The sequence below is a fragment of the Rathayibacter sp. SW19 genome (assembly GCF_030866825.1).
GTDB classification, from domain to species: domain Bacteria; phylum Actinomycetota; class Actinomycetes; order Actinomycetales; family Microbacteriaceae; genus Rathayibacter_A; species Rathayibacter_A soli.
Genome location: NZ_CP133020.1, coordinates 3,737,645 through 3,762,978, shown reverse-complemented (window position 1 = coordinate 3,762,978; position 25,334 = coordinate 3,737,645). Strand labels below are relative to the sequence as shown.

Genomic DNA, 25,334 nt, shown 5'->3' with positions numbered 1-25,334 from the left:
AGGCTGCACAGCGTGGCAGCACCGACCGGCAGAGGCAATAATCTCGACAGCGTTCGACAGCACAATCTGTCGACCGTGCTCGGTCTCGTGCACAGACAGGGGCCGTCGTCGCGTGCCGCGTTGACCGCGGCCACCGGGCTGAACCGATCGACCATCGGTGCGCTTGTCGCCGAGCTCGCCGAGCTCGGCCTGGCCAGCGAGCGCGAACCGGATGCCAGCAATCGCGTCGGGCGGCCCAGTCCCGTTGTCGCACCGAATAGCGCGATCGCCGCGATCGCTGTGAACCCCGAGATCGACGCGGTCACGGTCGGCCTGGTCGGTCTCGATGCACGCGTGCAGCGCCGTGTGAGACACGCCACGAACGGGCCGGTCGGGTCCCTGGAGGCGGCCCGCATCGCATCCGCCGTCATCGACGGGATGCGTGCCGATCTTGACGCGGCGCCGGTCGCGATCGGGGTTGCGATGCCCGGCTTGGTCAGACGCAGCGACGGGCTGGTGCGGCTCGCGCCTCACCTGAACTGGGTCGATGAGCCGTTCACCGAGCGGCTGCACGAGCTGACCGGGTTGCCCGTTGTCGCAGCGAACGACGCGAATCTCGGGGCGAACGCCGAGAGGCTGTTCGGCGCAGGTCGGGGCGTGCGTGACCTTGTGTACCTCAACGGCGGTGCGAGCGGCATCGGCGGCGGCGTGATCACCGACGGCCGCCCGCTAACCGGCCTCGCCGGTTACGCCGGAGAACTCGGTCACACCCTGGTCAACAGTTCCGGCGTGCGCTGTCATTGCGGCGCGATCGGATGCCTCGAGACCGAGGTGAATCAGCGATCTCTTCTCGCCGTGCTCGGCCTTGCGAGTGCGGACGGCGACGAGCTTGAGCAGGCGCTCGCGGCATCCGATTCGATCGCCGTGCGTGGCGAGATCGAACGACAACTGGGTTTTTTGGCCGTATCCGTGCGGAATGCGACCAACATCTTCAATCCGCAATTGATCGTGCTCGGCGGATTCCTCGGCGCGCTGGTCGCGGCCGCGCCCGATCGTTTGCATAAGCTCGTCTCGGAGACCGCACTGCGCGCATCCGGGGAATCGCTGCGGATCGTGCGTGCCGAACTCGGTCGCAATCTGCTGATGATCGGTGCCGCCGAACTGGCGTTCGCGCCGCTGCTGGCCGATCCGGCCGCTTTCGGCGGCCTTGGCTGAGCGAAGCGCTGCAACAAGCAACACACAACAAGTAAGAAGGGATGCACAGATGCGGGTGGTCGTGATCGGCGCAACAGGACACGTCGGCAGTTATCTGATCCCGCGGCTCGTCGATCGCGGTGACGAGGTGGTGGCGCTCTCGCGGGGCATCCGCGAACCATACCGGTCCGATCCGCGGTGGCAGCGGGCGCGACGCATCGCAATCGACCGCGACGCTCTGGATGCGGCTGGCACCTTTGGCGCGCTAGTCGCCGAGTTGAAGCCGGATGTCGTCATCGATTTGATCTGCTTCACGGCCGCGTCTGCGCAGCAGCTCGTCGAAGCGCTGCGCGGAACCGCAGCGCTTCTGATCACCTGCGGGAGTATTTGGATTCACGGCCCGTTGACCGAGGTGCCCGGAACAGAGGACGCACCGCGCAACACCTGGGGCGCGTACGGGCTGGGCAAGGCGGCGATCGAGGACATGCTCCTGGCCGAGTCGCGCAGTGCCGGCGGGCTGCCCTGCATCGTGCTGCATCCCGGCCACATCAGCGGACCAGGTTGGCGGGTCATCAATCCCGCCGCCAACCTCAATCTCGATGTGTGGGCGCGGCTTGCGTCCGGCCGTGAGGTCGTGCTGCCGAATCTCGGCCTCGAGACGCTGCATCACGTTCACGCCGACGATGTCGCGCAGGCTTTCGAACGGGCGATCGACCACGCAGCGGATGCCGCGGGCTCAGCCTTCAGCATCGTCTCGCCACGCGCGCTCACGCTGCGTGGCTATGCGCAGGCGGTCGCCGGCTGGTCGGGGCGCGAAGCCAGCCTGCGCTTTGTGCCGTTCGAAGAATTCCGCGCCGTCGTCGGCGACCAGAACGCCGACATCACCTGGGATCACATCGCGCGCAGCCCCGCATTCAGCATTGAGAAGGCGCAGCGGATGCTCGGCTACGCGCCGCGCTACACCTCACTCGAGGCGGTTGCGGAGGCCGTTCGATGGCTGCACGATGACGGCCAACTGAACTGAATGCGTGATTGAGGACAGGAGAATATTCCGAGAGCAGGACGATTGATCCTGTTCCCAGGGGTCTACGCCATTCCTCCTGTCACCGGTGCGGCATCCATGCAACTCAGCGAGGGCGCGGCATCCGCTAGGCTTGATCGGTTCGTCTCGAATCGATTCGATGGGTTCGAGCTCACGCTTGAGATCCGAGCATCCGAGATCCGAGCATCCGGGCCGCGCACGCGTGGTCCTGCCCGCTTCACTGTTGCGTCGTATTCGGCGCGGCATTGTCATCTTCATTCCAAGGAACGTCTTTTCGTGACTACTGTTGTCCACCCCGGCGATTCGCTTTCCGGCCGCGAGCGACTCGTCTACATCCTCGTGCTCGGCGCTCTCACCGCGCTTGGTCCGTTCACGATCGACTTGTACCTGCCTGCGTTCCCGGTGCTCGAGTCGGACATGCACGTATCCGCCGCCGCGATCCAGCTGACTCTCACCGGCACGACCGTCGGTTTCGCTGTCGGTCAGCTCCTGGTCGGACCGTGGAGCGACAAGGTCGGGCGCCGCCTGCCGCTGATCCTGGCGACAGGGCTGCACATCGCCGCGTCGATCGGCGCTGCAGTGTCGCCCGACATCACCTGGCTCGCAGTCTTCCGCATTCTTCAGGGTTTCGGCGCAGCGGCCGGCGGCGTTGTCGCGATGGCGATGGTGCGCGACTTGTTCGGCGGGCGACCCCTCGTGCGGATGCTTTCCCGCCTCGCCCTCGTCAGCGGACTCGCCCCGGTGCTCGCCCCTGTGATCGGGTCGCAGTTGCTGTCGATCATGCCCTGGCGTGGCATCTTCTTGGTTCTCGCCTGCTACGGCGCCGTGGTGCTCGCGGCCGTCTGGTTCCTGATCGTGGAAACGCGCCCGGTCGAGCGGCGGCTGGATGCCGGGCACTCGACTCTTCGGGACCGCTACCGCGCGGTGCTCACCGACCGCGTGTTCGTCGGCACAGCCATCGTCGGCGGCATGACCTTCAGCGGGCTGTTCGCGTATTTGTCGGCATCGCCGTTCCTGTTCCAGCAGGTTTACGCGTTCGATGCGCAACAGTACGGGCTGCTGTTCGCCGTCAACTCGCTGGGCGTCGTGTTCGGAGTGCAAGCCAGCGCGCGTTTGACGAAATATCTCGGTCCGCAATGGATCCTGGTCGGAACGACCACCGCGATGCTCGTGCTCGGCGCGACGATCGTGGTGCTGGATATTGCAGGGGCCGGGCTGTGGGGCATCCTGATTCCACTGTGGTTCTTCATCGCGTGCTGTGGTTTCAGCTTTCCCTGCATCCAGGTTCTCGGTCTCAATACGCACGGAAACGAGGCGGGCACTGCGGCGTCGCTGCTCGGAGCCGTCAACTTCGGCATGGCCGGGATCATCTCCCCGATCGTGGGCATCCTGGGCGTCAGCAACGCGATCCCGATGGGCGCCGTCATGATCGGCACCTCGCTTGTCTCCGTGATCGTGCTGTGGTTCGTGGTCCGGCCGCGCACCGTGCCTGCGCTAACGAATTGACGGCGTTGACCAACTGATGGAGCCGCCGAACTGACGGTGCTTCGCACTGACGCGGCCAGCGGTTACGCAGGACCGGATTCTTGACGCTGGCCCGGATCCGATAGCGCTTTCGCATCCGGTTTGTCGTGCAAAGTCCTCTTCAGCGCAAACAGCCGTCCGGCTTGGCCGGGTCTGCACCGGCAGAAGTGGGTAACTGCGTCGTCGGGTCGTCACGGAAGAGCTCTCCAACGTTGTAGTCTGCGTATTCAGGAACGAGCGGCGAGCACAGTGCCCCGTGATGAAGCTGAGGGGGAGCGCGGTGGCGGTCACTTTGCACGATGTCGCGAGAGCGTCCGGTGTGTCGATCAAGACGGTTTCCAACGTCATCAACGACTACCCGCACATCAAGCCCGAGACGCGCCAACGCGTGCAGGATGCGATCGAGCAGCTCGGCTATCAGCCGAATCTCTCCGCCCGCGGGCTGCGCTCCGGTCGCACAGGGGCGATCAGCCTGGTCATCCCCGATCTCAAGAATGCGTACTTCGCCGAACTTGCGGATGCCGTCATGCGCGCCGCCGCACAGCACGACATCTTCGTGTTGATCCAGCAGTCCGACGGCGATCGTGATCGCGAACTCGAGATCTTGCGTGGACCCCGCATGCGGATGGTCGACGGCGTTCTGTTCAGCGTGCTCGGCCTCGGCCAGGCAGACGCTGCGCTCGTCGACATCCCAACCCCGTTGGTGCTCCTGGGCGAGCGAATCTTCGACGGGCCGACGGATCACGTGACCATGCAGAACGTCGAGGCGGCGCGGGCGGCGACCGAGCATATCGCGGCCCTCGGGCGCACACGCATCCTGGCTTTCGGTGCGCATCCGAACGAGATCATCGGGTCGGCGGGGTTGCGCTTGGCCGGCTATCGGCAAGGCCTTGAGACCGCCGGGTTGCCGTATCGCGAGGAGCTCGTGGTGAATGTCGATGCCTGGCATCGTGGCGATGGGGCGGATGCGATGCGGGGCGCGCTGGATTCCGGTATCTCGTTCGACGGCGTGGTCGCATTCAACGATTCGATCGCGCTCGGAGCGATGCGCGTGATGCAGGATGCGGGCCTGCGGATCCCGAACGATGTCGCCGTCATCGGCTTTGACGACATCGATGAGACGCGATATTCGCTTCCGACGCTGACGACCGTGGATCCCGGTCGCGATGAGATCGCCGAAACAGCGGTGCGGGTGCTGCTGGAGCGGATCGCGGCGGCAGGGGGCGATCCGATCGCCCCACGGGAGTTGCGGGCAGACTTCCGCATCGTCTCGCGCGAGTCAACGGCCGTTACCAAAGCGTAGCCATCGGCACGGCTGTAGTTCAGCGCTCGCGCTTGACAGGGCGCACTTCGATCTGCATGATGTAGTTACAACGTTTACCTACAACGTTGTAAATTGATGTTCAAGCCTCCTGTCGACTCGTGTCACGACTCGTGTCACGACAACGAAGTCTGATGCAAAGAAGCACAATCGAAGGGAACACAGTGAAAAAGAAGGCACTCTTTGCCGTCCTGTCCGCAGTGGCGCTGACGGCGTCGCTCGCAGCCTGCAGCGGAGGGGGAGGTTCGAGCGACACGGCCGCCGGCACCAGCCCGAAGCTCACCAACTGCACGAACAAGATGATCTATAAGGATGCCCCGCAGGTTTCCGTCTGGGCCTGGTATCCGAACATGGCGACCGTCGTCGACAACTTCAACAAGGCCCACAAAGACGTGCAGGTGTGCTGGACCGTCGCAGGGCAAGGGGCCCCGGAATACGCGAAGTTCCAGACTGCGATCGCCGCGAACAAGGGCGCCCCCGACGTGATCATGCTCGAGGCGGATCAGCTCACCGGGTTCGAGATCCAGAAGGCGCTCGTCGACCTGAGCCAGTTCGGTGCGAACGATGTCAAGAAGAACTTCAGTGCCGGTGCCTGGAAGGACGTGTCGCAGGGCGACGCCGTTTACGCCATCCCGGTCGACGGCGGCCCGATGGCCATGATCTACCGCACGGATGTTTTCGCGAAGTACGGCATTACGACGCCACCGACCACGTGGGCTGAGTACGCGGCAGACGCTCAGAAGGTGAAGGATGCGGGTGGGCCGCTGTTCGGCGACCTGGGCAGCAACGTTCCCGCTGCGATCACGGCTCTGATGGCACAAAAGGGCGCCGTGCCGTTCGTGTACGACCTGGCCAAGCCCAAAGACGTGAAGATCACCCTCGATGACCAGGCCACGAAAGACGTGCTCTCCTACTGGGCGGGCCTTTCCAACAAGGGGCTTGTCGGCAAACAGGATCAGTTCACGACCGACTACATCTCCGGCATGGTCGGTGGCAAGTACGCCACCTACATCTCAGCGGCGTGGGCGCCCGGCTACCTGACGGGCGCGGGCGTCGGAAAGGGCAGCGAGAAGGGCGAATTCTCTGTTGCACCGCTTCCGCAGTGGAACGCCGGAGACAACGTGTCTGTGAACTGGGGCGGTTCGACGTTCGCGGTGACCACGCAGGCGACGGACAAGAAGCTCGCGGCCGAAGTGGCAAAGGGCCTCTACGCAGATGACGCTTCGCTCACAGACGGCTGGAAGACGCAGACCATCTTCCCGCTGAATCAGGGCGTGCTGACCTCCGACGAATTCATCAACAACAAGGTGGACTTCTTCAACGGCCAAACCGCGAACAAAGACGTCTACGTGCCTGCTGAGAACGCGTACAAGGGCTTCAACTACAGCCCGTTCTCGGTCTACTACTACGCGCAGCTTCAAGCGGAGCTCGTGAAGATCAACGCGGGCAAGACCACGGGGGAGCAGGCCGCGACCGATCTGCAGAAGACCATGGTGACCTACGCGAAGAGCCAGGGCTTCACGGTCACGCAGTAGCCGGCGATTGCGGACGCCGGGGCGCTGCAATCGCGCGGCCCCGGCATCCGCTCGCAACATCGACGCACACGCTCGCACATGTACACGCGCATGAACTGAACATGCACATGTACACGAATATGAACATGTGCACGCACATGAACATGAACATGAACATGCACAGAAGGAAAGCAGGGAGAGGATGAGTACCTCAGGGGTCGTGGCGGCAGTGAAGCCGCCATCAACACCGCGCGGACGGCGGGCACCGGTCTCGCGCAGCGCCCGGATGACGGCGCGACGTGCGAGGGTCGGCTGGCTCTTCATCGCACCGTTCGCTATCGTGTTCGCACTGTTCTTGGTTGCGCCACTCGCCTACGCGTTCTACCTCAGCCTGTACACGAAGGGGCTGGCCACCGGCACGACGTTCGCCGGCATCGACAACTATGTCAAGGCGTTCACTGACCCGTCGTTCCTCAAAGGCATCTGGTTCGTGATCCGGTTCGCGATCGTGTTGATCCCGGTGCAGATGGCCGTTTCGCTCGCTGCTGCGCTGTTGCTGGATGCGCTCACCACGCGGCTCGCTAAATTCTCGCGCTTGATGATCTTCCTCCCCTACGCGATTCCCGCGGTTATCGGCGCGCTGATGTGGGGTTTTCTGTATAGCCCGACCTTCGGACCGCTGCAGGACATCTTCTCCCTGTTCCACGCACAGGCGCCGTTCATGCTCAGCCCGGACAACGTCTTCGCCGGCTTGCTCAATGTGGTCACCTGGCAGTGGGCCGGTTACTACATGATCATCATCTTCGCCGCGTTGCAGGGAATTGACCCGGCCCTGTATGAGGCGGCGAAACTCGACGGTGCGAATTCGTGGCAGGTGGCCTTCCGCATCAAGTTGCCGTTGGTCAGCTCCGCCATGATCCTGATTCTCGTGTTCGCGCTGATCGGAACCCTGCAGTTCTTCACGGAGCCGCAGGTGCTTGGGCCGGTCGCCAACGGATCGATCACCCCGGACTTCACGCCGAATATCTACGCGTTCAACCTGGCGTTCTCCTACGCCCAGTTCAACTACGCATCGACGATCTCCTTCGCACTGGGAATCGTGGTCTTCATCGCCGTCTACATCTTCATGTTCGCAACTCGTAAGAGAGGGAGCATCCTGAAATGAGCACACTCACGAATGCTGCGCCTGCCCCGGGATCGTCGACACGGAGATCGTCGACACGGAGATCGTCGAAACGGGGATCGTCGACACGCGGGTTGTCGGCGCGCATCCCGAAACGCCGCCGCAACACGGTCGCGCATCTGTTCTTACTCGCACTGGTCATCTATTTCTTGATCCCGATCTGGTGGCTCTTCGTCGCAAGCACCAAAGATGCACAGGGGCTCTTCGGCGGAACAGCCGGAACGTTGTGGTTCGACAAGAACTTCAACCTGTTCAGCAACCTGCAAGACCTATTCACCTACAACAACGGTGAGTACCTGCAGTGGCTCGGCAACTCGGTGCTGTATGCCGTCTCGGGCGGCCTCGGCGCCACCATCGTCTCCGTGTTGGCCGGCTACGGGTTCGCCAAGTACAAGTTCCGCGGCCGCACATTCATGTTCTCACTTTTGCTTGGCTCGGTCATGGTGCCGTTGACCGCGCTCGTGATCCCGACCTTCGTGCTCATGTCGAACCTCGGATTGACCGACACGATTTGGGCCATCATCCTGCCCTCGCTGCTCAGCCCGTTCGGTGTCTATCTGATGCGTGTCTACACCGGGGATGCCGTGCCGGATGAACTTCTGGACGCGGCCCGAGTGGACGGCGCCGGTGAATTCCGCACGTTTTTCCGCGTTGCGCTGCCGCTGATGCGGCCTGCCGTCATCACCGTGCTGCTGCTGTCTGTCGTTGGAACGTGGAACAACTATTTTCTGCCGCTGGCGATGCTGTCGAATTCGCGGTTGTACCCGATAACGGTCGGCCTCGGGCTGTGGGAGCAATTGGCGTCATCGAACAATGGTGGCGGGCACTCGCTGTGGAGTCTGATCATCGTGGGCTCGCTCGTGTCGATCATTCCACTCATCATCGCGTTTCTCACGTTGCAGAAGTATTGGCAGGGCGGTCTGTCGCTCGGCAGCCTGAAATAGGCGCACGCATCCGCTCACCTGCCCGGCCGGCCAGGCCGGGCATCCCCTCATGAAAGAAGAAAATGGTCACCGCACGCCTTACCGTCGATCCGCAGTTCGCGATCGGCGCCGTCAACCGTCGACTGTTCGGATCGTTCGTCGAGCACCTGGGGCGGTGTGTCTATGACGGAATCTACGAGCCCGGGCATCCGACAGCCGACGAGGAAGGCTTCCGCACGGACGTGATCGCGCTCGTCGCGGAACTGGGCGTCTCCACGATTCGCTACCCGGGCGGCAACTTCGTTTCCGGATTCCGGTGGGAAGACAGTGTCGGCCCGCGCGCAGACCGGCCGCGTCGGCTCGACCTGGCCTGGCACTCCACCGAAACCAACGAGATCGGCCTGCACGAGTTCTCCTCCTGGCTCGAAAAGGTCGGCAGCGAACTGATGCTGGCTGTGAACCTCGGCACCCGCGGAACCCAAGAAGCGCTCGACCTGCTCGAATATTCGAACATCGCGTCAGGCACGGCGCTCGCCGACCAACGGATCGCAAACGGCAAAACGGATGCGTTCGGTGTGAAGATGTGGTGCCTCGGAAACGAGATGGACGGCCCGTGGCAGCTCGGCCATCGTTCCGCCGACGACTACGGCAAACTCGCCTCCCGCACCGCGAAGGCCATGCGGCAGCTGGACCCCTCGATCGAACTGGTCGTCTGCGGCTCCTCGAGCGCGCACATGCCCACGTTCGGCGAGTGGGAGCGGGTCGTGCTCACGCACGCCTACGACGATGTGGACTATATCTCCTGCCACGCGTACTACGAGGAGAAGAACGGCGACCTTGACAGCTTTCTCGCGTCCGCCGTCGACATGGATCACTTCATCGAATCCGTCGTCGCGACGGCCGACCACGTGAAGGCAGTGAACGGCAGCGATAAGACCATCAACATCTCATTCGATGAATGGAACGTCTGGTACATCGATCGCTACCACGGTGTTGACAAGATCGAAGGGCTCGATAACTGGCCCGTGGCTCCGCGCTTGCTCGAAGACGCATACTCGATTGCGGATGCCGTAGTCTTCGGCAACCTGCTGATCTCACTGCTCAAACACGCAGACCGGGTGACCAGTGCGTCGCTCGCCCAACTGGTGAACGTGATCGCACCGATCATGACCGAGCCGGCAGGACCCGCCTGGCGTCAGACGACGTACTTCCCGTTCGCGCTCACATCTCGGCTTGCGACCGGAACGGCATTGGACATCAGGCTCAGTAGCGACACCTATTCGACACAGCAGTATGGCGAGGCGAATCTGGTCGACGCGGTCGCGACGTATGACGCGGACGCGGGCAGCGCATCCGCTTTCCTGGTCAACCGGTCTCGCACCGAACAAGCGGTGGTCACCATCGATCTGACGGCACTGCCTGGTGTTGCACTGATCGACGCCCAGACGCTGACCGACGAAGATGTGTATGCGAAGAACACCCTGAACGAACGGGACAGGGTCGGACTCGTCAGCAACGAGAGTGCGCAGCTACATTCGGGAACCCTCACGATCACGCTGCCGCCGGTGTCCTGGACTGCGCTCACCGTCGGCTGACCCGGGGCGCTGAGTCGACGCGTGACCTCTTGCGGTCATGCTTCGATGGTGATACCCCAAGGGGATGGTGTTGAAGCGGCTACGCAGAACCGCGACCTGGCTGTTGGTGCTGTTCGCAGTGCAGTTCGCGTTCGGCATGACTCTGAACCTGTTCGTCACCCTGCCGAAAACGCACCCTGGCGCTACCGGCGGAGAATATTTCAGCCGATCTGCGGCGAGCCTGGTCTGGGCATTGACTTTCGGCGGCGGCAGCGTGCTGTTCCTGCACGCTCTGCTCGGCGCCGTGCTGTTCGTGGGCACTCTCGCCCTGTTCATCGTCTCGCTCCGTCGTGACGGGCGTGGCTGGCGCTGGGCGAGCGGCATCGCGCTGTTCTTCACCTTCGCGGCGTTCTTCAACGGGATGAGCTTCGTCGACTACAACGAGGACTTCAGCTCCGCGATCATGGCCGGATGCTGGCTGATCGCGGTCGTCGCTCTCGTCGTCGCCCTGGTACGCGCACCCGCTGCCGCGTCAGCACCCGCGTCGGCCGGTGCGGCCGCGGCGGACGCTGCCGCCGACTCGTGATCGCATCGCCCGTGCACAAAACCAAAACGACGGAAGAATTGATTGGACACGCCGCCTCGTGCGCCTTCAGCGCGGAGTGGCGTTGAAAAACCCCGTCGTTTTGGTGTTGGTAGCGTTGCCGCATGAGAATACTTCTGGTCGGCGCCGGCGGCGTCGGCGATTCGATCGCAAAGATCGCGGCCCGGCGCAGTTTCTATGAACAGATCGTCGTCAGCGACTACGACATCGCGCGTGTGCAGCGCACCATCGCGTGGATCGCGGACAAGCACGGGGCGGATGCCGCTGCTCGCTTCGTTCCCGCCGCGATCGACGCCTCCGATCCCGACCGGGTCGCATCCGTCGCTCGAGAGCACCGCGCAACGCATGTCATCAACGCGGTTGAACCGAAGTTCGTGCCCACCATCTTCGCCGGCGCGCTCGCAGCAGGAGCCGACTATCTGGATATGGCGATGAGCCTGTCCGAGCCGCACCCGACCGACCCCTACGCGCAGACCGGCGTCAAGCTCGGCGACGACCAGTTCGAGCAGGCGCCCGATTGGGAGCGCGCCGGTCGGCTTGCGCTGGTCGGCATGGGCGTGGAACCGGGCATGTCGGATGTCTTCGCGCGCTACGCATCCGACCACCTGTTCAGCGAGATCGAGGAGCTCGGCACGCGCGACGGTGCCAACCTGGTCGTGCGTGACGAGAACGGCGAGGAGATCTTCGCACCGAGCTTCAGCATCTGGACGACCATCGAGGAGTGCCTGAACCCGCCCGTGATCTTCGAGAAAGACACCGGCTGGTACACGACTGCGCCGTTCAGCGAGCCGGAAATCTTCACCTTCCCGGAGGGGATCGGCCCGGTCGAGTGCGTCAACGTCGAACACGAAGAAGTGCTGCTGATGCCGCGCTGGCTGAACGCCAAACGGGTCACCTTCAAGTACGGCCTCGGCGATGAGTTCATCGGCATTCTGAAGACACTGCACCAGCTCGGCCTGGACTCGACGACACCCCTGCGCGTGCGCAGCCCCAACGGGCCGGTCGAGGTCGCACCACGGGACGTCGTCGCGGCAGCACTGCCTGATCCTGCGACCATCGGACCGCGGATGACAGGCAAGACCTGCGCAGGCGTCTGGGTGCGTGGCACGGGTCTCGACGGCAACCCGCGCGAGGTGTATCTCTATCACGTGAGCGACAACGAATGGACGATGCGCGAATACGACAGCCAGTGCGTCGTCTGGCAGACCGCGTTGAACCCGGTGATCGCGCTGGAGCTGCTCGCATCCGGCGCCTGGACCGGCCGTGGAGTGCTTGGTCCGGAGGCGTTCGATGCCGCGCCGTTCCTCGAATTGATGGCGCGGCCCGAGTCGGAAGGTGGATACGGTCAGCCCTGGGGACTCGAGGAGCGCACGCCCGCAGCCTAGCCCAGTAAGGCGTCGTGCTGAGTTCGCGAGCCGTCACGTTTGGTTGTCCAACTGCCATGGGAGCAGCCAAACGTGACGGCTCGCGTTAGCGCGACGACGGATGCCGCGGGAGATTGTGGCGCAGGGAACCGTCGGTGATCAGTAGGCTATCGCCATGACGGATGACGCGGTCCAGCAAGCTCAGGCGGAGGCGGCCGCCGCGGTGGCCGCGGCGGCGAAAGCACAGGCCGACGCTCAGGCCGCGATCAAGCGGGCCGAGGATGCTGCCGCTAAGGCTGCTGCGGCTGCGGTCGGCAGCCCTTCGGCAAGCTCAGGGAACGACGGCGCTTCGGCAAGCTCAGGGAACGGCGGCGCCACGGGACCGCTGAACGCCGAGCACGTCGACGCCATCCGCGCGGGCTATTCCTTCAGTGAACTCGCGCTCGAAATGGGCGCTCTCGTCAACGGGGATGCGCTGTCGGACGTGCCCATACGCATCCCGATCGCGATGCTGAACAGGCACGGCCTGGTCGCCGGTGCAACCGGAACGGGCAAGACCAAGACACTGCAGGTGCTCGCGGAGCAACTCTCCGCAGCGGGTGTGCCGGTTTTCGCCGCGGACATCAAAGGTGACCTTTCGGGGATCGCGAGCGCAGGCGAGTCGAGCGACAAGCTGTTGGCGCGCACGAAGGGCATCGGCCAAGTCTGGCAGCCGCAGGCATCACCCACTGAGTATTTCAGCCTCGGCGGCGTGGGCAAGGGTGTTCCGATCCGAGCGACGATCGCCGGTTTCGGGCCGCTGTTGCTGTCCAAGGTGCTTGGACTCAACGCAACGCAAGAGTCAAGCCTCGGCTTGGTCTTTCATTACGCAGACAAGGCGGGCCTGCCGCTGCTCGACCTTTCAGACTTGCGTGAGGTGCTCAAATACCTGACGAGCGATGACGGCAAGGCCGAACTGGCCGACCTCGGCGGGCTCTCGAGCGCTACGGTCGGCGTCATCCTGCGCGAACTGATCACGTTCGCCGATCAGGGCGCGGATGCCTTCTTCGGCGAACCCGAGATCGACACGCGTGAATTCCTCAAGACGACCGCAGACGGCAAGGGCATCGTCAGCCTTCTCGAGGTGCCCGGTGTGCAGGACAAGCCCGCACTGTTCAGCACCTTCCTGATGTGGCTGCTCGCCGACCTGTTCAACGATCTGCCCGAGGTCGGCGACGCCGACAAGCCGAAGCTGGTGTTCTTCTTCGACGAGGCGCATCTTTTGTTCAAGGATGCGTCGAAGGACTTTCTCAGCTCCATCACGCAGACTGTACGGCTCATCCGCTCAAAGGGCGTCGGTATCTTCTTCGTGACGCAGACGCCGAAAGACGTGCCGAGCGACATCCTCGGTCAACTGGGCTCGCGCGTGCAGCATCAGTTGCGCGCGTTCACACCGGATGATGCGAAGGCGTTGCGGGCGACCATCTCGACGTATCCGACCTCCGGCTATGACCTCGAGAAGGTACTGCAGTCACTCGCCACCGGTGAGGCGATCGTGACGGTGATGAACGAGAAGGGCGCACCGAGCCCGGTCGCCTGGACCAGGATGCGCGCACCGCAGGGTTCGATGTCGCCGACACCCGACGCGCAGATCGACGCGACGGTCGCAGCCTCGCCGTTGCTCGCGACGTACGGCACACCCATCGACCGTGATTCCGCTCGGGAGATGCTCGGCCGCAAGCTCAGTGCCGCGGCGGATGCAGAAGCAGCCCGCCAGCAGGCAGCGGCAGATGCGCAGGCCGTTATCGACGCCCAGAAGGCGGCGGACAAGTCTGCGGCTGACCAGGCGAAGGCGAAGAAGGCAGCGGACGCCGAATACAACCGCATCCTGAAATCAACCGGTGGAACCACGCGTGCGACCGCAGCAAAACCGCAGAAGAACATGCTCGAAGAAGTGCTCGGCTCGCGCACCACCCAGACGATCCTGACCAGCGTCGTTGCAGGCATCTTCGGCACCCGTCGTCGGCGCTGATCATTCCCGGTCGCTGAGCGAAGCCGAAGCGCCCATCGATACGGGCACCCTTCGGCAAGCTCAGGGATCGGGCAAGCTCAGGGATCGGGCAGGCTCAGGGACCGGGCTGCGGCGGGGCCGGGCAAGCTCATGCAGCATCCAACAGTCGCTCCGCGTCGAGCCCGACCGACAGTGCGGGTGCCGCAACCTGCCCGCTGCGCGCATCCCACGCCGACGATAGCGCGCACCAGGCGATCGCCCAGCGGAGTAGCCGCAGCCGGTCGATTCCCGTAGTGTGCGCCACCACGTCGACGGCGCGGGCGAGCCGCCCGGGCCGCAACGCGGCATCCGCACTGGGGTTGCACAGGATATTCGCGAAGTCGAAAGCACGGTCGCCGATGAGTCCTTTCGGGTCGATGGCTGCCCAGCCGTCACTTTCCGGGTGGCTTGCAGCACCGAAGTCGAGCACGTTGCCGTGATGCAGATCGCCGTGCAGCACCGTGACCTCGTGTTGGTCCTTGAGCAGTTCGCCCGCGATGACCGCGGCTCGCCCGTGGAATCCGCCGACCTCTGCTGCATGCGTGAAGAGCTCGGCGAACCACTCCGGCAGCGTGGGCAGCTCGGGCACCGGCACTGAGGCGAGCCGGTGTATGCCTGCGGTGGCATGCAATCGCATCCCGGTCTCACACAGGATGCGCGTCGCTTCGTCGTCGGCTGCGCAATCGCTCACGTTCGCGGCGACGCCAGCGGATGCCGCCTCCGCCATCGCGACCAGTGAACGTGAGCCGATCGCGCGCTCGAGCAGCACCGAGTCAGCGTCGTGTTCGAGCACGCGAGCACTGCCGTGACCGTTCCACCAGAGCATCACAGCGTTGCCGCGCGACTCCTCGACGTGCGTCGCGATCTTCACCATCACAGGTGCACCGTCGCGTCGGGCGGGTGCCAGAACGCTCGTCGCTGTGGCAAACGCGGCGCCATCCGGTTCCAGATGCCAGCGTTCCAGAAGGAGATCGACGGACGCTGCCAGCTCGGTCGAGATGTCGGTCGGTGCCACCCCGTCAGTATGCCTCAGCCCTGCGGGCATCCGCCCTGATTTCCGGTGCTCAAAGGGTCGTTACGCGCGATGTCGACAGCACTTCGCGCACCAGAAACTGTGGATGTTGGCTCGCCGGGATGTCGGCACGTCGCCAGCCGGAAACCGTCAGCTGTGCAGATCGCCGCATGACGTTCATGCGGTCGCCGTAATGGAGAAGGCATTGCCGTCCGGGTCGCGGAAGCCGAACATCGCCGGAACGCCCGGCCAGCGAAGAATCTCGTCCGTTTCAACACCGCGTTCCACCAGTGCGGAATGCGCCCCTTCTATGTCGTCGGTGGCGAAGCGAATGCCGATTGTGCCCCGAGTCACCTCGGATGCAACCGGTTCGAGGCTGACAATGACGATTCACCGGCGGCGCGATCGACACGGGCGGCCTTGCACACAGGGCTCGGTGTCGCGCGGCGGCCGGCAGCGCACGGGTCACAACATTGCAGTGCCAGGATAGAACGATGGCCCTGATTCGCAGCTACCTTCCCACCGACCGTGCCGCTGTCGCAGGTATTTGCGTGCGCACCGGCGATGTCGGCGGCGACGCCACCGGCCTGTACGTCTCTGACACACTGTTGCCAGACATCTATGTGCTGCCGTACGTTGACTTCGAGCCCGACCTCGCATATCTCGTGGACACAGGCGATCACGTTGCGGGTTACCTGGTCGCGACCGCGGACACGCGAGCCTTCGTCGAACGCTATCGGGCAGAGTGGCTGCCTGGATTCGCGCAGCGCTACACGCGCGCAACGCCGCCGGTGACCGCATCCGATCAGTTCGTCGAGGTTGGCTACGAACCCGAGCGGATGCTGATTCCTGAGTTGGATGCATACCCCGCGCACCTGCATATCGACCTTCTTCCCGAGCTGCAGGGTCAGGGATTCGGACGCATCCTCATCAGAGGGCTGCTGGCAGAGCTGCGGGAGCGCGGTGTTCGCGGCGTGCATCTCGGTGTGTCCCCACGAAACCTCTCCGCGCGCGGCTTTTATGCCGCTCTCGGGTTCAAGCCGTTGCCATCCGGTGGCACGGACGGCGGGCTGCTCGGCATTTCGACTGACGCAGTCGTCTGAGCTACGCGCCCGCAGAGTGCGGGCGCAGCCAGGGAAACCGCTCGAACCAGTAGAGCAGTTCGGGGCGCGTGCGTCGCAGCTCCGACATAGTGAAGGTGCCGTCGACGACGTGTACCGGCACGTCGAGAGTCTCGATGACTGCGTCCATGTCGGTGCGCTGCCAGAAAGCGCCGCGCATCCGGAGCAGAGCGCGGCCGTCGTTCGTGCAGACAAAAAGTTGCGGCTGACTGTCGAGCGCGCTGTCGCGGTATGTCTCGAGTAACAGGATGCTGCCAATCTGTCCGACCGGGTAGCTGCTCGAGCGGCCGAAAAAGCCCCGCTCTCGTAGCCCGTCTGCAGACACCCAGATCGCCGCGGCAGCGTAACCCCACCCGACGAGCGCGCAGAGAGCGGCAACGAGCAGATGCGCCGCGAGTACGATCGGCCAGCCGCTGTCCGGAATCGTCAACCAATAGAGCACCGCGAAGACCGGCGACGTGAGGGCGATCATCGTGACGGCGCCCTGGCGCAGCAGACGTGGAGTCGGTCGCAGAACCAGAACGCGCGCGGACCCCGTTGAGTCCTCTACAGCACGGCGTTGAGACACCCGACAGCCCTTCCGTTTTTCCCAGCCTTGCGCATCCATCACGTGATGTGTAGCGGCCTTTTGGGGGACACGAGGGCGCTCGCCCTACACCGCCTTCAGCGGTCGATGTTTGGGGATCGAGTTCTGCAGCACGCTACGCTGAGTGTGGGAGGCCGTGATGAATGTAATTGCCCTGATTGTGTCGTTCGTGTTCTTTTTGGGCGGACTGTTCTTGATGTATTTGGCTGCAACTCTCACGGCGTTCCAAGCCGAGACGTTCATAGCCGGCATCCTGTGTGTCGCACTGTCGTTCGGGCTTCCGATCCACTGGCTGCACAAATTCGACTGACAGTCTGAGCACCGGCAACAACGCTGTCGACGCCGAGCGCAGGCTCATCAGGATCAGTTCAAAACTGTGAGAAACTGCTCTGCGTCGATCGGTTTGCGTGTGCCGTCTCGGGTGCCCGCAGGCAGTCCACCGACATAGAGCCAACCGAGCAGGCGCTCATTCTTTCGGAGGCCGTGCATCGTATGCACCGGTTTCGTGCGGACGAATTCTCCGGTGCGCCACATCACGCCCCAGCCGGCGTCGTGCAACAACAGGCTGAGCAGATGTGCAACACCGGATGCGACTGCATCCTGTTCCCACCCGGCCACCTTGTCGCTCGGGCGTCGCGCCACAACGATCGCGAGCAGTAGCGGCGCCCGCAGCGGTTTCGCGGCGAGCTTTTCTGCGGATGTCCCCGTGGCGCCGGCCGCTTCAACCAACGCCGCACCGAGACGGCCTCGTGCCGCACCGCGCAACTCGATGATCCGCCACGGGCGCAATGCGCTGTGGTCCGCTACCCGGCCGGCTGCGGTGACAAGCTCGAGGAGTTCCGCATGCGTCGGAGACTCATCTGTCACGTGAGAGTGCGAGCGGCGGGCGGCGACCCGCGCTCTCAGATCGCTCACGACTGCGTCGTGGCCTGCTCGGTATCCGCTGCAGCGAAACCCAGAGACAGCGAGTTCATGCAGTAACGATCCCCGGTCGGCGTGCCGAATCCGTCGTCGAAAACATGGCCCAGATGTGAACCGCAGGCGGCACAGCGCACCTCCGTGCGATGCATTCCCAGGCTGTCGTCGTCGAGCAGCTGAACAGCTTCCGGCCGCACGGACTCGTAGAAACTCGGCCAGCCGCACGCCGAATCGAACTTGGTTCCGCTCTTGAAGAGCTCTGCTCCGCACGCCGCGCAGGTGAACACGCCTGCGCGATGCTCATCCAGCAGTTCGCCGGTCCACGGGCGCTCCGTCGCTGCCTGCCGCAGCACCGCGTACTTTTCGGGGCCCAGTTCTTCACGCCACTGGTCTTCGCTCTTGGTCACGGCATACGTCATTCGAACGGTCCTTTCACACCGGTGCGGCACACACTCCCGCACTACAAGACTAAACAGCGCACGCCCCATCAGCATTCCAGATGTCGGCGCCAGATGTCGGTGCCACATGTCGGTGCCACATCTCGGTGCGTGCATGTCAGGCAGTCTGATCGGCCTGCAAGTGCAATCGTTGGCCGCCGCGCCTCGGCTGATGCACAGGGCCTTCGGAATAGGATGTCACGCGAACAACCGGCTGTAAACGGTACGACGGGCGGAAAGCGAGACGAGCATGGATGGAGCGCGCGAGAGCGACCCCGCCGCGTCGTCTCGCCGTCACAGAGATGAGTCGTCTGCAGACGGGCTGTCCGATCGCGACACTGCCATTCTCGAGTTCGAACGGCGTTGGTGGCGCCATGCCGGGGCAAAGGAACAGGCGATCCGGGATGAATTCGGCTTATCGTCAGCCCGATACTATCAAGTGCTGGGCGCTCTGATCGATGCGCCGGCCGCTCTGGTTCATGACCCTATGCTGATCAAGCGGCTGCAGCGCACGCGCGACGCGCGCGTGACGGCGCGAGCCACGCGAACGCTTTACACCGACTGACTCCGAACACGAAAAGACATGGCACACAAATATCCGAAGGACCGCTTTGACGTCATCCCTGATGACCTGCAGCGGGTGGGCGCGCACCGTGCGCCCCGCGGCAAGGGGCGCGGCTGGATCTGGGTCGGCTGGTCAGCTCTCGCCTGCGTGATTCTGATCGGAGCCGGCGTCATTGGCCTGTCGGTGATCAACGGCACGATCGACTTCAAGGGCGGAGCTGCCTCCGGCACCTCGACGCCGACGATCACGCCGACTCCGACACCGACCATTGTGCCAACCGTCAACCCGGCCTTGCATGTCACAGTGCTTAACGGAACGACGCTTGACGGTGCGGCTGGCTCTGTGGCTGCAACCCTGACAGCCGCCGGCTGGCAGAACATTTCGACGGCCAACGCCAGTGAAACAACGATCACGCACACGATCGTCTACTACTCCAGCGACGCGAACAAGGCCGCGGCGCTCGCAATGGCGCAATCGCTGCCCGGGTCGACAACCGAACTGACACAGGCCTACGTCGACTCCGGCGCAGATCTCACTGTCGTCATCGGCAGCGACTATAAGACTGCGGCACCGTAGCCGCACCCCCGTAAGTGGGGGCGCGGCGGACAGTGGATGCTCGCTAGCCTAACGATCGAAGCCGCCCGTCGCCTTATCCTTGGTTCGCCTCGGCAGCGTCGTGAGCGGAGTGCGCCATGGGCAGAGGTATTCGAGCCGTCACTGTTGCGGCTGTCGGGCTGTTGAGCGCAGCAGCGCTGGTCGGATGCTCGTCGCAATCGCCTGCTCCATCGGCAGCTGCATCGGATGCTCACGCGACGGGTGGCACGACGTCCGACGGTAGTGCTGACGCGACAAAGGTCGCTCGTGTCGCGGCCGAGATGATGGCTACGCACCACTTGCGGTCAATCGAGGTTGCGGTCGTCCGCGACGGCAAGACGGTGTTTTCCGGCGCGCTCGGCGAGTCCCTTCCGGGGGAGGCTGCCACGACCGACATGTATTTCCGCAACGGTGCATTTGCGTTCACCTATCTGGCCACGCTCGCCCTCGTGATGGTCGATCAGCACAAACTCAACCTTGACGACACCGTGTCGAAGTTCCTGCCGTCGATTCCTCACGCGGACAAGGTCACGGTGAAGCAACTGCTCAATATGACATCGGGGTACACCGACTACGTGTATTCCGATCAGGTGCTGAATATGGGAAATACCGATCCGTTCTACCGCTGGACGAGCGATCAATTGATCGAGATCGGGGCGACGCCGCCGCTGCAGTTCACCCCGGGGACGAACTGGGGCTATTCGCATACGAACTACCTGATCGTCGGCAAGCTGCTGGCCAAGGTCACCGGTATGACGCTGAACGACAGCCTGGAAAAGTATGTGCTGAAGCCCATGGGGCTCGACCACACCCAAGGCGCCATGACGGCTGCGCTGCCCAGCCCCGTGATGCACACGTACAGTTCGGAGCGCCGAGAGGCGCTGGGAGTGCCGACGGCAACTCCCTTCTACGAAGAGTCCACCTTCTGGGATCCGTCGTGGACCGTCCCGGCAGGTGCGATCGAGTCGACGACCATCTTCGACCTGGCGACCTCGATGAATGCCGTTGCGCGCGGCACGATCCTGAGCAAAGCATCGCATCACGCGCAGACCGACCCGCTGCTGACGGGATTCGGGCACAAAGACCCTGCGTGTGCGGTGTGCAATCAGAACACCGATGCGCACAACTACGGGCTCGGAGTCGTGAACGAGGGGCAGTGGGTCACGCAGACGATGAACTTCTCCGGGCACGGGGCGACCGCTGGCGGTCTCGCTTCACAAAAACTCAGCATCGCCGTTTCGACGACCTACGCTCCGAGTGCATTTGATGCGACCGGCGGCTATCGCAACGCCAGCAATGACGTCTTCGAGTCGCTTGCCTATGCGCTTGCCCCTGGCACGGGCCCGACGCCACGCGGCCAGTGAGCCGCTGGCAGCTTAGATAACACTTTGTCTCAATCTGGGAACACCCTGTAGACAGGCCCGCGTCCTCCATTAGTATCTGGATCTAACGGCGAGTAGCGCCCCCGCACGCGTCGAGGAATACAGCAATGGGAGTAATCAATGGCGAACGGAACCGTCAAGTGGTTCAACGCTGAAAAGGGCTACGGCTTCATTACCGTCGACGGGGGAGGGCAAGACGTATTCGTCCACTACTCCGCCATCGACATGAGCGGGTACAAGGTTCTCGAAGAAGGCCAGCACGTCGTCTTCGAGGTCGGCAGCGGCAACAAAGGCCCGCAGGCCGAATCAGTTCGGCTGGCCTCCGCCTAACGCGCGGTAACACAATCGGTCGAAGGCGTCGTCCGCTGAGGTGCGGTCGGCGCCTTCTTCGTGCGCGGCGACAGGATGCTGTCATCTCTACTTGCACTCTCCTAGTAGGAGTGCCAGAATCGACCTAGCACTCGATCTAGTCGAGTGCTAACTATCTGAATCTTTCGCGTAACGTCCGGGAGGGACGAGAAACAACCATGGCAAAGATTATTGCTTTTGACGAGGAAGCCCGCCGCGGCCTCGAGCGCGGACTCAACACGCTCGCCGACGCGGTCAAGGTCACTCTTGGCCCACGAGGCCGCAACGTCGTGCTGGAAAAGAAGTGGGGCGCCCCCACGATCACCAACGATGGAGTTTCCATCGCCAAGGAGATCGAGCTGGACGAACCGTACGAAAAGATCGGCGCAGAGCTCGTCAAGGAGGTCGCCAAGAAGACCGATGACGTGGCCGGCGACGGAACCACCACGGCGACGGTGCTTGCTCAGGCGCTCGTGCGCGAAGGTCTGCGCAACGTCGCAGCCGGCGCAGACCCGATCAGCCTCAAGCGCGGAATCGAGAAGGCTGTTGCGGCCGTCACGGCCGAGCTGATCGCGAACGCCAAGGAGGTCGAGACCAAGGAGCAGATCGCTGCGACCGCCTCCATCTCGGCGGCTGACCCGGAGATTGGCGCGATCATCGCCGAGGCCATCGACAAGGTGGGCAAGGAAGGCGTCGTCACGGTCGAGGAGTCGAACACGTTCGGCACCGAGCTGGAGCTGACCGAGGGCATGCGCTTCGACAAGGGCTACCTGTCGCAGTACTTCGTCACGGACCCCGACCGCCAGGAAGCGGTGTTCGAGGACCCGTACATCCTGATCGTCAACTCGAAGGTTTCGGCCATCAAGGACTTGCTGCCGATCGTCGACAAGGTGATCCAGTCCGGCAAGCAGTTGCTGATCATCGCGGAAGACGTCGACGGCGAGGCTCTGGCCACGCTGGTCGTGAACAAGATCCGCGGCATCTTCAAGTCGGTTGCCGTCAAGGCGCCGGGGTTCGGTGACCGCCGCAAGGCTCAGCTGCAGGACATCGCAATCCTCACCGGTGGCCAGGTCATCAGCGAAGAGGTCGGCCTCAAGCTGGAGAACGTGACGCTCGACCTGTTGGGTTCCGCCCGTAAGGTCGTCATCACCAAGGACGAGACCACGATCATCGAGGGTGCCGGCGACGCCGAGCAGATCGCCGGCCGTGTGCAGCAGATCCGCAACGAGATCGAGAACACCGACAGCGACTACGACCGTGAGAAGCTGCAGGAGCGTCTGGCGAAGCTCGCCGGCGGTGTTGCGGTCATCAAGGCCGGTGCCGCCACCGAGGTGGAGCTCAAGGAGCGCAAGCACCGCATCGAAGACGCCGTTCGCAACGCGAAGGCCGCCGTCGAAGAGGGCATCGTCGCCGGTGGTGGCGTTGCGCTTATTCAGGCAGGCAAGGTTGCGTTCGCCAAGCTCGAGCTCACGGGTGACGAGGCAACGGGTGCGAACATCGTGCGCGTGGCCATTGAGGCTCCGCTCAAGCAGATCGCACTCAACGCAGGCCTCGAGCCGGGCGTTGTCGCGGCCAAGGTCGCGGAGCTGCCGGCAGGCCACGGCCTGAATGCGGCGACGGGCGAGTATGGTGACCTGATCGCTCAGGGCATCATCGACCCAGCCAAGGTGACCCGTTCTGCCCTGCAGAACGCGGCATCCATTGCGGCGTTGTTCCTCACCACAGAGGCCGTCGTTGCCGACAAGCCGGAGCGCAACGCCGCTCCTGCAGGCGGCGACCCGACCGGTGGCATGGACTTCTAAGCACCGCTGTTAGGCACTGCCGTTCGAATTCCACGCGATGGGCGTCTCCTTATGGAGGCGCCCATCGCGTCGTTAACGAGCGAACAGCCGAGTGTTCGCCGCCTCGATCTCTGCGTACTGCTGCCCGGCCTGGCCGAGTGCGTGGGCCAGCGCCGCGAGCACTTCCTCCACGCGCAACTGGGTGCTGCGCCAGTCGCCGACTGCGGATTGGAAGGCAATCGACGCCTGCCCGGTCCAGCTTGCCTGCAGGCCCGTCAGATGCCCGGTGAGCCCCGCGGCCTCGCTCTGCAGGCGCGCAATACAAGCCCGCGCGGCTCCCGTGGTCATGATCACCGCTTCGCTGTCCACCTGATAACTGGTCATGACTCCTCCTTGATTTTCTCCTGTGCGCTCGACGCTAGTTCCGGCGCAGGCCACGCGAGACGCGTCAGGGAGGATCGGTGCACGCCGCGGCGCATCCGTTCGTGTTGGGGAGGAGTCGCGGCAGGCGCCGGTCAGGGAGCGGAGGGCAAGCTGCGGTCGGCGTTGTCCCGCAATGTGCCGGTCTGGGATGTGCCATTTTGGGAGGTGCCCGCTTGACGTGTGCTCGTCTGGACCGCGCCGCTCTGCGGCGCACTGGGCGAGCCGGCTAGCGGCAGCCAGACCTGGAAGGTGGCGCCTCCTCCTGGCGTTTCCACGACATCGACGGTGCCGTTGTGCGCGGCAACGATCGACGACACGATCGCGAGCCCGAGGCCGCTTCCGCCCGTCTCACGCGTGCGAGACGTGTCTGCGCGCCAGAACCGCTGGAAGATCTTTTCCCGAATCTGCTCGGGAATGCCGTCGCCGTGATCGATCACGTCGAGGCGGGCGCGCCGGGTGTCCGGATCCACGACGACACCGATCTCGATCGGCGAATCGTCGGGTGTGTAGCGCACCGCGTTTCCGATCAGGTTGTTGAGCACCTGACGGAGCTTATTCTCCTCCGCGAAAACGATCGCCTGCATGGTGACCGGCTCTGGGATCTCGTTCAGGGCGAGCGGCACCGTGTCTGTGCCGAGGTCGACGCGACGAGGTCTACGACCGCGCAGTCTCGCCAACGTCGCGCCCGCGAACGAAATGGGGCCCGTGCCGTTTGCCCCTGTGGTGGTTGCGGGAGGGTGGGCCTGTGCGCTTCCCTGCTCCAGTCGAGCGGATGGCCCCGGCTCCGGCACGGAGACCGGCGGCAACGTCGTCGTGACCGTGACCGGGCGTCCCGGATGGGCTGCCGTCGCGTCAAGTGCTGCATCCTTCGCCAGCGGCAGCAGGTCGACCGGCATGAGTTCCAGCGGTCTCGTCTCGTCGAGACGAGCGAGCTGAAGCAGGTTTTCGACCAACCCGCCCATCCGGATCGCCTCCTTCTCGATGCGCTCCATCGCCTGAGCGACATCTTCGGGTTTCTGCAGAGCGCCCATTCTGTACAGTTCGGCATAGCCGCGCACAGAGACGAGTGGGGTACGCAGCTCATGGCTGGCGTCACCGACGAAGCGGCGCATCTGCTCGATTGTGCGTGCTCGATCTTTGAATGCGCGGTCGATGCGGTTCAGCATCGTGTTCAGGGAGCGATTCAGCCTGCCGACCTCGGTGTTCGGCGTTGCGCCGCCGAGGCGTTGGCTGAAGTCGCCGTCGGCGATCGCCGCTGCGGTCAGCTCGACCTGTCGCAGTGGTGCGAAGGTGTTGCCGACGAGCATCCCGGTCAGGACGGCGCCGAAGACGACCACGAGGATGCCGATCCCCAGCGAAATCGAAAGATAGCTGGCGATGATCGCGTCGTTCTGCCCCGTGGATGCCGCGACAATCGCCGTGCCCGCCGGAGTCGGGTTGGAGTTGGTGAAGCTGACGACCGTGCAGAGGCTGCGGAAGCTGGAGTGGTCGTCGACGCTCTCCCTGGTGGTCACGCCCTCCGCCGCGCAATCGACCCCGTCTTGCAGCGTCAGCGTGCTCGGAACACGAGGGAGGTCGCCGGCCGGCTTGCTGCGCCAATTGTGGTCGATCAGATTGCCGTTGCCGTCATACAGCGCGACGTAATAGCTGACGCTGCCTGCCGTGCCGCTGACCTTGCCGTCGCCAGTGCTGTTGCCCGGCATGTATGGATTCGGGTTCTGCGACGCCGCAATGAGCTGGTTGTCAAGCTGCTGTTGCAGAACGGGCTTGAGCATGGCCAGGGTGCCCAGCCCTGAAATCAGCAGTCCGAACGTCAATACGAGCACCGTGACGCCGGTGATCTTGGTCCGCAGCGATATCGCGTTCCATTTGTCCAGGACTGAGTGCTGCATAGGGCTCGAGCCTACGGTCGCAAG

The 25,334-nt window shown here is 63.9% G+C and carries 25 protein-coding genes; 18 read left to right on the top strand and 7 right to left on the bottom strand.

Features of this window, described 5'->3' with window-relative positions; translation table 11 throughout:
- Nucleotides 1-12 precede the first annotated feature (12 nt).
- The 11 genes from QU604_RS17595 to QU604_RS17545 all read left to right on the top strand — a co-directional run bounded on the left by QU604_RS17595 (nt 13) and on the right by QU604_RS17545 (nt 14,233).
- Nucleotides 13-1,194, top strand: coding sequence for an ROK family transcriptional regulator (locus QU604_RS17595; RefSeq protein ID WP_308465908.1), 1,182 nt, complete (start codon nt 13-15; stop codon nt 1,192-1,194).
- A gap of 49 nt (nt 1,195-1,243) precedes the next feature.
- Complete coding sequence (locus QU604_RS17590) at nt 1,244-2,197, top strand: NAD-dependent epimerase/dehydratase family protein (protein WP_308465907.1); 954 nt, start codon at nt 1,244-1,246, stop codon at nt 2,195-2,197.
- A 294-nt stretch (nt 2,198-2,491) separates the two neighbouring features.
- A complete protein-coding gene (locus QU604_RS17585; RefSeq protein ID WP_308468961.1) occupies nt 2,492-3,721 on the top strand; it encodes a multidrug effflux MFS transporter in 1,230 nt (409 codons plus the stop codon).
- Between the two features lie 277 nt (nt 3,722-3,998).
- A complete protein-coding gene (locus QU604_RS17580; protein ID WP_308465906.1) occupies nt 3,999-5,042 on the top strand; it encodes a LacI family DNA-binding transcriptional regulator in 1,044 nt (347 codons plus the stop codon).
- A gap of 152 nt (nt 5,043-5,194) precedes the next feature.
- Nucleotides 5,195-6,595, top strand: coding sequence for an ABC transporter substrate-binding protein (locus QU604_RS17575; protein WP_308465905.1), 1,401 nt, complete (start codon nt 5,195-5,197; stop codon nt 6,593-6,595).
- A gap of 181 nt (nt 6,596-6,776) precedes the next feature.
- Entirely contained in the window at nt 6,777-7,739 is a 963-nt protein-coding gene (locus QU604_RS17570) for a carbohydrate ABC transporter permease (protein ID WP_308465904.1), read from the top strand.
- Nucleotides 7,736-8,701 (top strand): carbohydrate ABC transporter permease, encoded by a 966-nt coding sequence (locus QU604_RS17565; protein WP_308465903.1) that lies wholly within the window; start codon nt 7,736-7,738, stop codon nt 8,699-8,701. Before QU604_RS17570 ends, QU604_RS17565 begins: the two co-directional genes overlap by 4 nt.
- A gap of 62 nt (nt 8,702-8,763) precedes the next feature.
- Complete coding sequence (gene arfA, locus QU604_RS17560; protein ID WP_308465902.1) at nt 8,764-10,275, top strand: arabinosylfuranosidase ArfA; 1,512 nt, start codon at nt 8,764-8,766, stop codon at nt 10,273-10,275.
- A gap of 64 nt (nt 10,276-10,339) precedes the next feature.
- A complete protein-coding gene (locus QU604_RS17555; protein WP_308465901.1) occupies nt 10,340-10,840 on the top strand; it encodes a hypothetical protein in 501 nt (166 codons plus the stop codon).
- A gap of 122 nt (nt 10,841-10,962) precedes the next feature.
- Nucleotides 10,963-12,243, top strand: coding sequence for a saccharopine dehydrogenase family protein (locus QU604_RS17550; RefSeq protein ID WP_308465900.1), 1,281 nt, complete (start codon nt 10,963-10,965; stop codon nt 12,241-12,243).
- A 154-nt stretch (nt 12,244-12,397) separates the two neighbouring features.
- Nucleotides 12,398-14,233 carry a helicase HerA-like domain-containing protein gene (locus QU604_RS17545; protein WP_308465899.1) on the top strand — a complete coding sequence of 612 codons (1,836 nt, stop codon included), beginning with the start codon at nt 12,398-12,400 and terminating at the stop codon, nt 14,231-14,233.
- A 127-nt stretch (nt 14,234-14,360) separates the two neighbouring features.
- Here the strand turns inward: QU604_RS17545 and QU604_RS17540 are convergent, their stop codons facing one another.
- Complete coding sequence (locus tag QU604_RS17540; protein WP_308465898.1) at nt 14,361-15,266, bottom strand: aminoglycoside phosphotransferase family protein; 906 nt, start codon at nt 15,264-15,266, stop codon at nt 14,361-14,363.
- A 174-nt stretch (nt 15,267-15,440) separates the two neighbouring features.
- Nucleotides 15,441-15,617 carry a VOC family protein gene (locus QU604_RS17535; RefSeq protein ID WP_308465897.1) on the bottom strand — a complete coding sequence of 59 codons (177 nt, stop codon included), beginning with the start codon at nt 15,615-15,617 and terminating at the stop codon, nt 15,441-15,443.
- A gap of 140 nt (nt 15,618-15,757) precedes the next feature.
- On the opposite strand from QU604_RS17535, the gene QU604_RS17530 reads away from it, so the two are divergent.
- Nucleotides 15,758-16,366, top strand: coding sequence for a GNAT family N-acetyltransferase (locus QU604_RS17530; protein ID WP_308465896.1), 609 nt, complete (start codon nt 15,758-15,760; stop codon nt 16,364-16,366).
- 1 nt (nt 16,367) lies between these two features.
- Here QU604_RS17530 and QU604_RS17525 read toward each other — a convergent pair whose 3' ends face one another.
- Nucleotides 16,368-16,952 carry a hypothetical protein gene (locus QU604_RS17525; protein WP_308465895.1) on the bottom strand — a complete coding sequence of 195 codons (585 nt, stop codon included), beginning with the start codon at nt 16,950-16,952 and terminating at the stop codon, nt 16,368-16,370.
- Nucleotides 16,953-17,109: 157 nt separating this feature from the next.
- Here QU604_RS17525 and QU604_RS17520 point away from each other — a divergent pair, with 157 nt between their 5' ends.
- Nucleotides 17,110-17,280 (top strand): hypothetical protein, encoded by a 171-nt coding sequence (locus QU604_RS17520; RefSeq protein WP_308465894.1) that lies wholly within the window; start codon nt 17,110-17,112, stop codon nt 17,278-17,280.
- Between the two features lie 53 nt (nt 17,281-17,333).
- On the opposite strand, the gene QU604_RS17515 is transcribed toward QU604_RS17520, so the two are convergent.
- Nucleotides 17,334-17,885, bottom strand: coding sequence for a nitroreductase family protein (locus QU604_RS17515; RefSeq protein WP_308465893.1), 552 nt, complete (start codon nt 17,883-17,885; stop codon nt 17,334-17,336).
- Nucleotides 17,882-18,307 (bottom strand): peptide-methionine (R)-S-oxide reductase MsrB, encoded by a 426-nt coding sequence (gene msrB / locus QU604_RS17510; RefSeq protein ID WP_308465892.1) that lies wholly within the window; start codon nt 18,305-18,307, stop codon nt 17,882-17,884. The genes QU604_RS17515 and msrB overlap by 4 nt, the downstream gene beginning before the upstream one ends.
- 268 nt (nt 18,308-18,575) lie before the next feature.
- On the opposite strand from msrB, the gene QU604_RS17505 reads away from it, so the two are divergent.
- The 5 genes from QU604_RS17505 to groL all read left to right on the top strand — a co-directional run bounded on the left by QU604_RS17505 (nt 18,576) and on the right by groL (nt 23,016).
- The gene (locus tag QU604_RS17505; protein ID WP_308465891.1) at nt 18,576-18,890 is read left to right on the top strand and encodes a DUF3263 domain-containing protein; all 315 of its coding nucleotides are present in this window, start codon (nt 18,576-18,578) and stop codon (nt 18,888-18,890) included.
- A gap of 18 nt (nt 18,891-18,908) precedes the next feature.
- Complete coding sequence (locus tag QU604_RS17500; protein WP_308465890.1) at nt 18,909-19,466, top strand: LytR C-terminal domain-containing protein; 558 nt, start codon at nt 18,909-18,911, stop codon at nt 19,464-19,466.
- Nucleotides 19,467-19,582: 116 nt separating this feature from the next.
- On the top strand, nt 19,583-20,848 hold the full coding sequence (locus QU604_RS17495; protein WP_308465889.1) for a serine hydrolase domain-containing protein: 1,266 nt from the start codon (nt 19,583-19,585) through the stop codon (nt 20,846-20,848).
- 138 nt (nt 20,849-20,986) lie between these two features.
- The gene (locus QU604_RS17490) at nt 20,987-21,196 is read left to right on the top strand and encodes a cold-shock protein (RefSeq protein ID WP_308465888.1); all 210 of its coding nucleotides are present in this window, start codon (nt 20,987-20,989) and stop codon (nt 21,194-21,196) included.
- A gap of 197 nt (nt 21,197-21,393) precedes the next feature.
- Nucleotides 21,394-23,016, top strand: a complete 1,623-nt coding sequence (gene groL / locus QU604_RS17485; protein ID WP_308465887.1) for a chaperonin GroEL — start codon at nt 21,394-21,396, stop codon at nt 23,014-23,016.
- Between the two features lie 72 nt (nt 23,017-23,088).
- Here groL and QU604_RS17480 read toward each other — a convergent pair whose 3' ends face one another.
- Nucleotides 23,089-23,379 carry a WXG100 family type VII secretion target gene (locus tag QU604_RS17480; protein WP_308465886.1) on the bottom strand — a complete coding sequence of 97 codons (291 nt, stop codon included), beginning with the start codon at nt 23,377-23,379 and terminating at the stop codon, nt 23,089-23,091.
- A gap of 131 nt (nt 23,380-23,510) precedes the next feature.
- Complete coding sequence (locus QU604_RS17475; RefSeq protein WP_308465885.1) at nt 23,511-25,310, bottom strand: sensor histidine kinase; 1,800 nt, start codon at nt 25,308-25,310, stop codon at nt 23,511-23,513.
- Nucleotides 25,311-25,334: the final 24 nt, after the last annotated feature.

Bases quoted from the DNA above. Each gene is read 5' to 3' on its own strand.
- QU604_RS17490 (WP_308465888.1), top strand. From the start codon at position 20,987: ATGGCGAACGGAACCGTCAAGTGGTTCAACGCTGAAAAGGGCTACGGC.
- QU604_RS17580 (WP_308465906.1), top strand. From the start codon at position 3,999: ATGAAGCTGAGGGGGAGCGCGGTGGCGGTCACTTTGCACGATGTCGCG.
- QU604_RS17545 (WP_308465899.1), top strand. From the start codon at position 12,398: ATGACGGATGACGCGGTCCAGCAAGCTCAGGCGGAGGCGGCCGCCGCG.
- QU604_RS17495 (WP_308465889.1), top strand. From the start codon at position 19,583: ATGGGCAGAGGTATTCGAGCCGTCACTGTTGCGGCTGTCGGGCTGTTG.
- QU604_RS17530 (WP_308465896.1), top strand. From the start codon at position 15,758: ATGGCCCTGATTCGCAGCTACCTTCCCACCGACCGTGCCGCTGTCGCA.
- QU604_RS17565 (WP_308465903.1), top strand. From the start codon at position 7,736: ATGAGCACACTCACGAATGCTGCGCCTGCCCCGGGATCGTCGACACGG.
- QU604_RS17575 (WP_308465905.1), top strand. From the start codon at position 5,195: ATGCAAAGAAGCACAATCGAAGGGAACACAGTGAAAAAGAAGGCACTC.
- QU604_RS17570 (WP_308465904.1), top strand. From the start codon at position 6,777: ATGAGTACCTCAGGGGTCGTGGCGGCAGTGAAGCCGCCATCAACACCG.
- msrB (WP_308465892.1), bottom strand. From the start codon at position 18,307: ATGACGTATGCCGTGACCAAGAGCGAAGACCAGTGGCGTGAAGAACTG.
- QU604_RS17480 (WP_308465886.1), bottom strand. From the start codon at position 23,379: ATGACCAGTTATCAGGTGGACAGCGAAGCGGTGATCATGACCACGGGA.
- QU604_RS17550 (WP_308465900.1), top strand. From the start codon at position 10,963: ATGAGAATACTTCTGGTCGGCGCCGGCGGCGTCGGCGATTCGATCGCA.
- arfA (WP_308465902.1), top strand. From the start codon at position 8,764: ATGGTCACCGCACGCCTTACCGTCGATCCGCAGTTCGCGATCGGCGCC.
- QU604_RS17475 (WP_308465885.1), bottom strand. From the start codon at position 25,310: ATGCAGCACTCAGTCCTGGACAAATGGAACGCGATATCGCTGCGGACC.
- QU604_RS17520 (WP_308465894.1), top strand. From the start codon at position 17,110: ATGAATGTAATTGCCCTGATTGTGTCGTTCGTGTTCTTTTTGGGCGGA.
- QU604_RS17505 (WP_308465891.1), top strand. From the start codon at position 18,576: ATGGATGGAGCGCGCGAGAGCGACCCCGCCGCGTCGTCTCGCCGTCAC.
- groL (WP_308465887.1), top strand. From the start codon at position 21,394: ATGGCAAAGATTATTGCTTTTGACGAGGAAGCCCGCCGCGGCCTCGAG.
- QU604_RS17555 (WP_308465901.1), top strand. From the start codon at position 10,340: ATGGTGTTGAAGCGGCTACGCAGAACCGCGACCTGGCTGTTGGTGCTG.
- QU604_RS17590 (WP_308465907.1), top strand. From the start codon at position 1,244: ATGCGGGTGGTCGTGATCGGCGCAACAGGACACGTCGGCAGTTATCTG.
- QU604_RS17500 (WP_308465890.1), top strand. From the start codon at position 18,909: ATGGCACACAAATATCCGAAGGACCGCTTTGACGTCATCCCTGATGAC.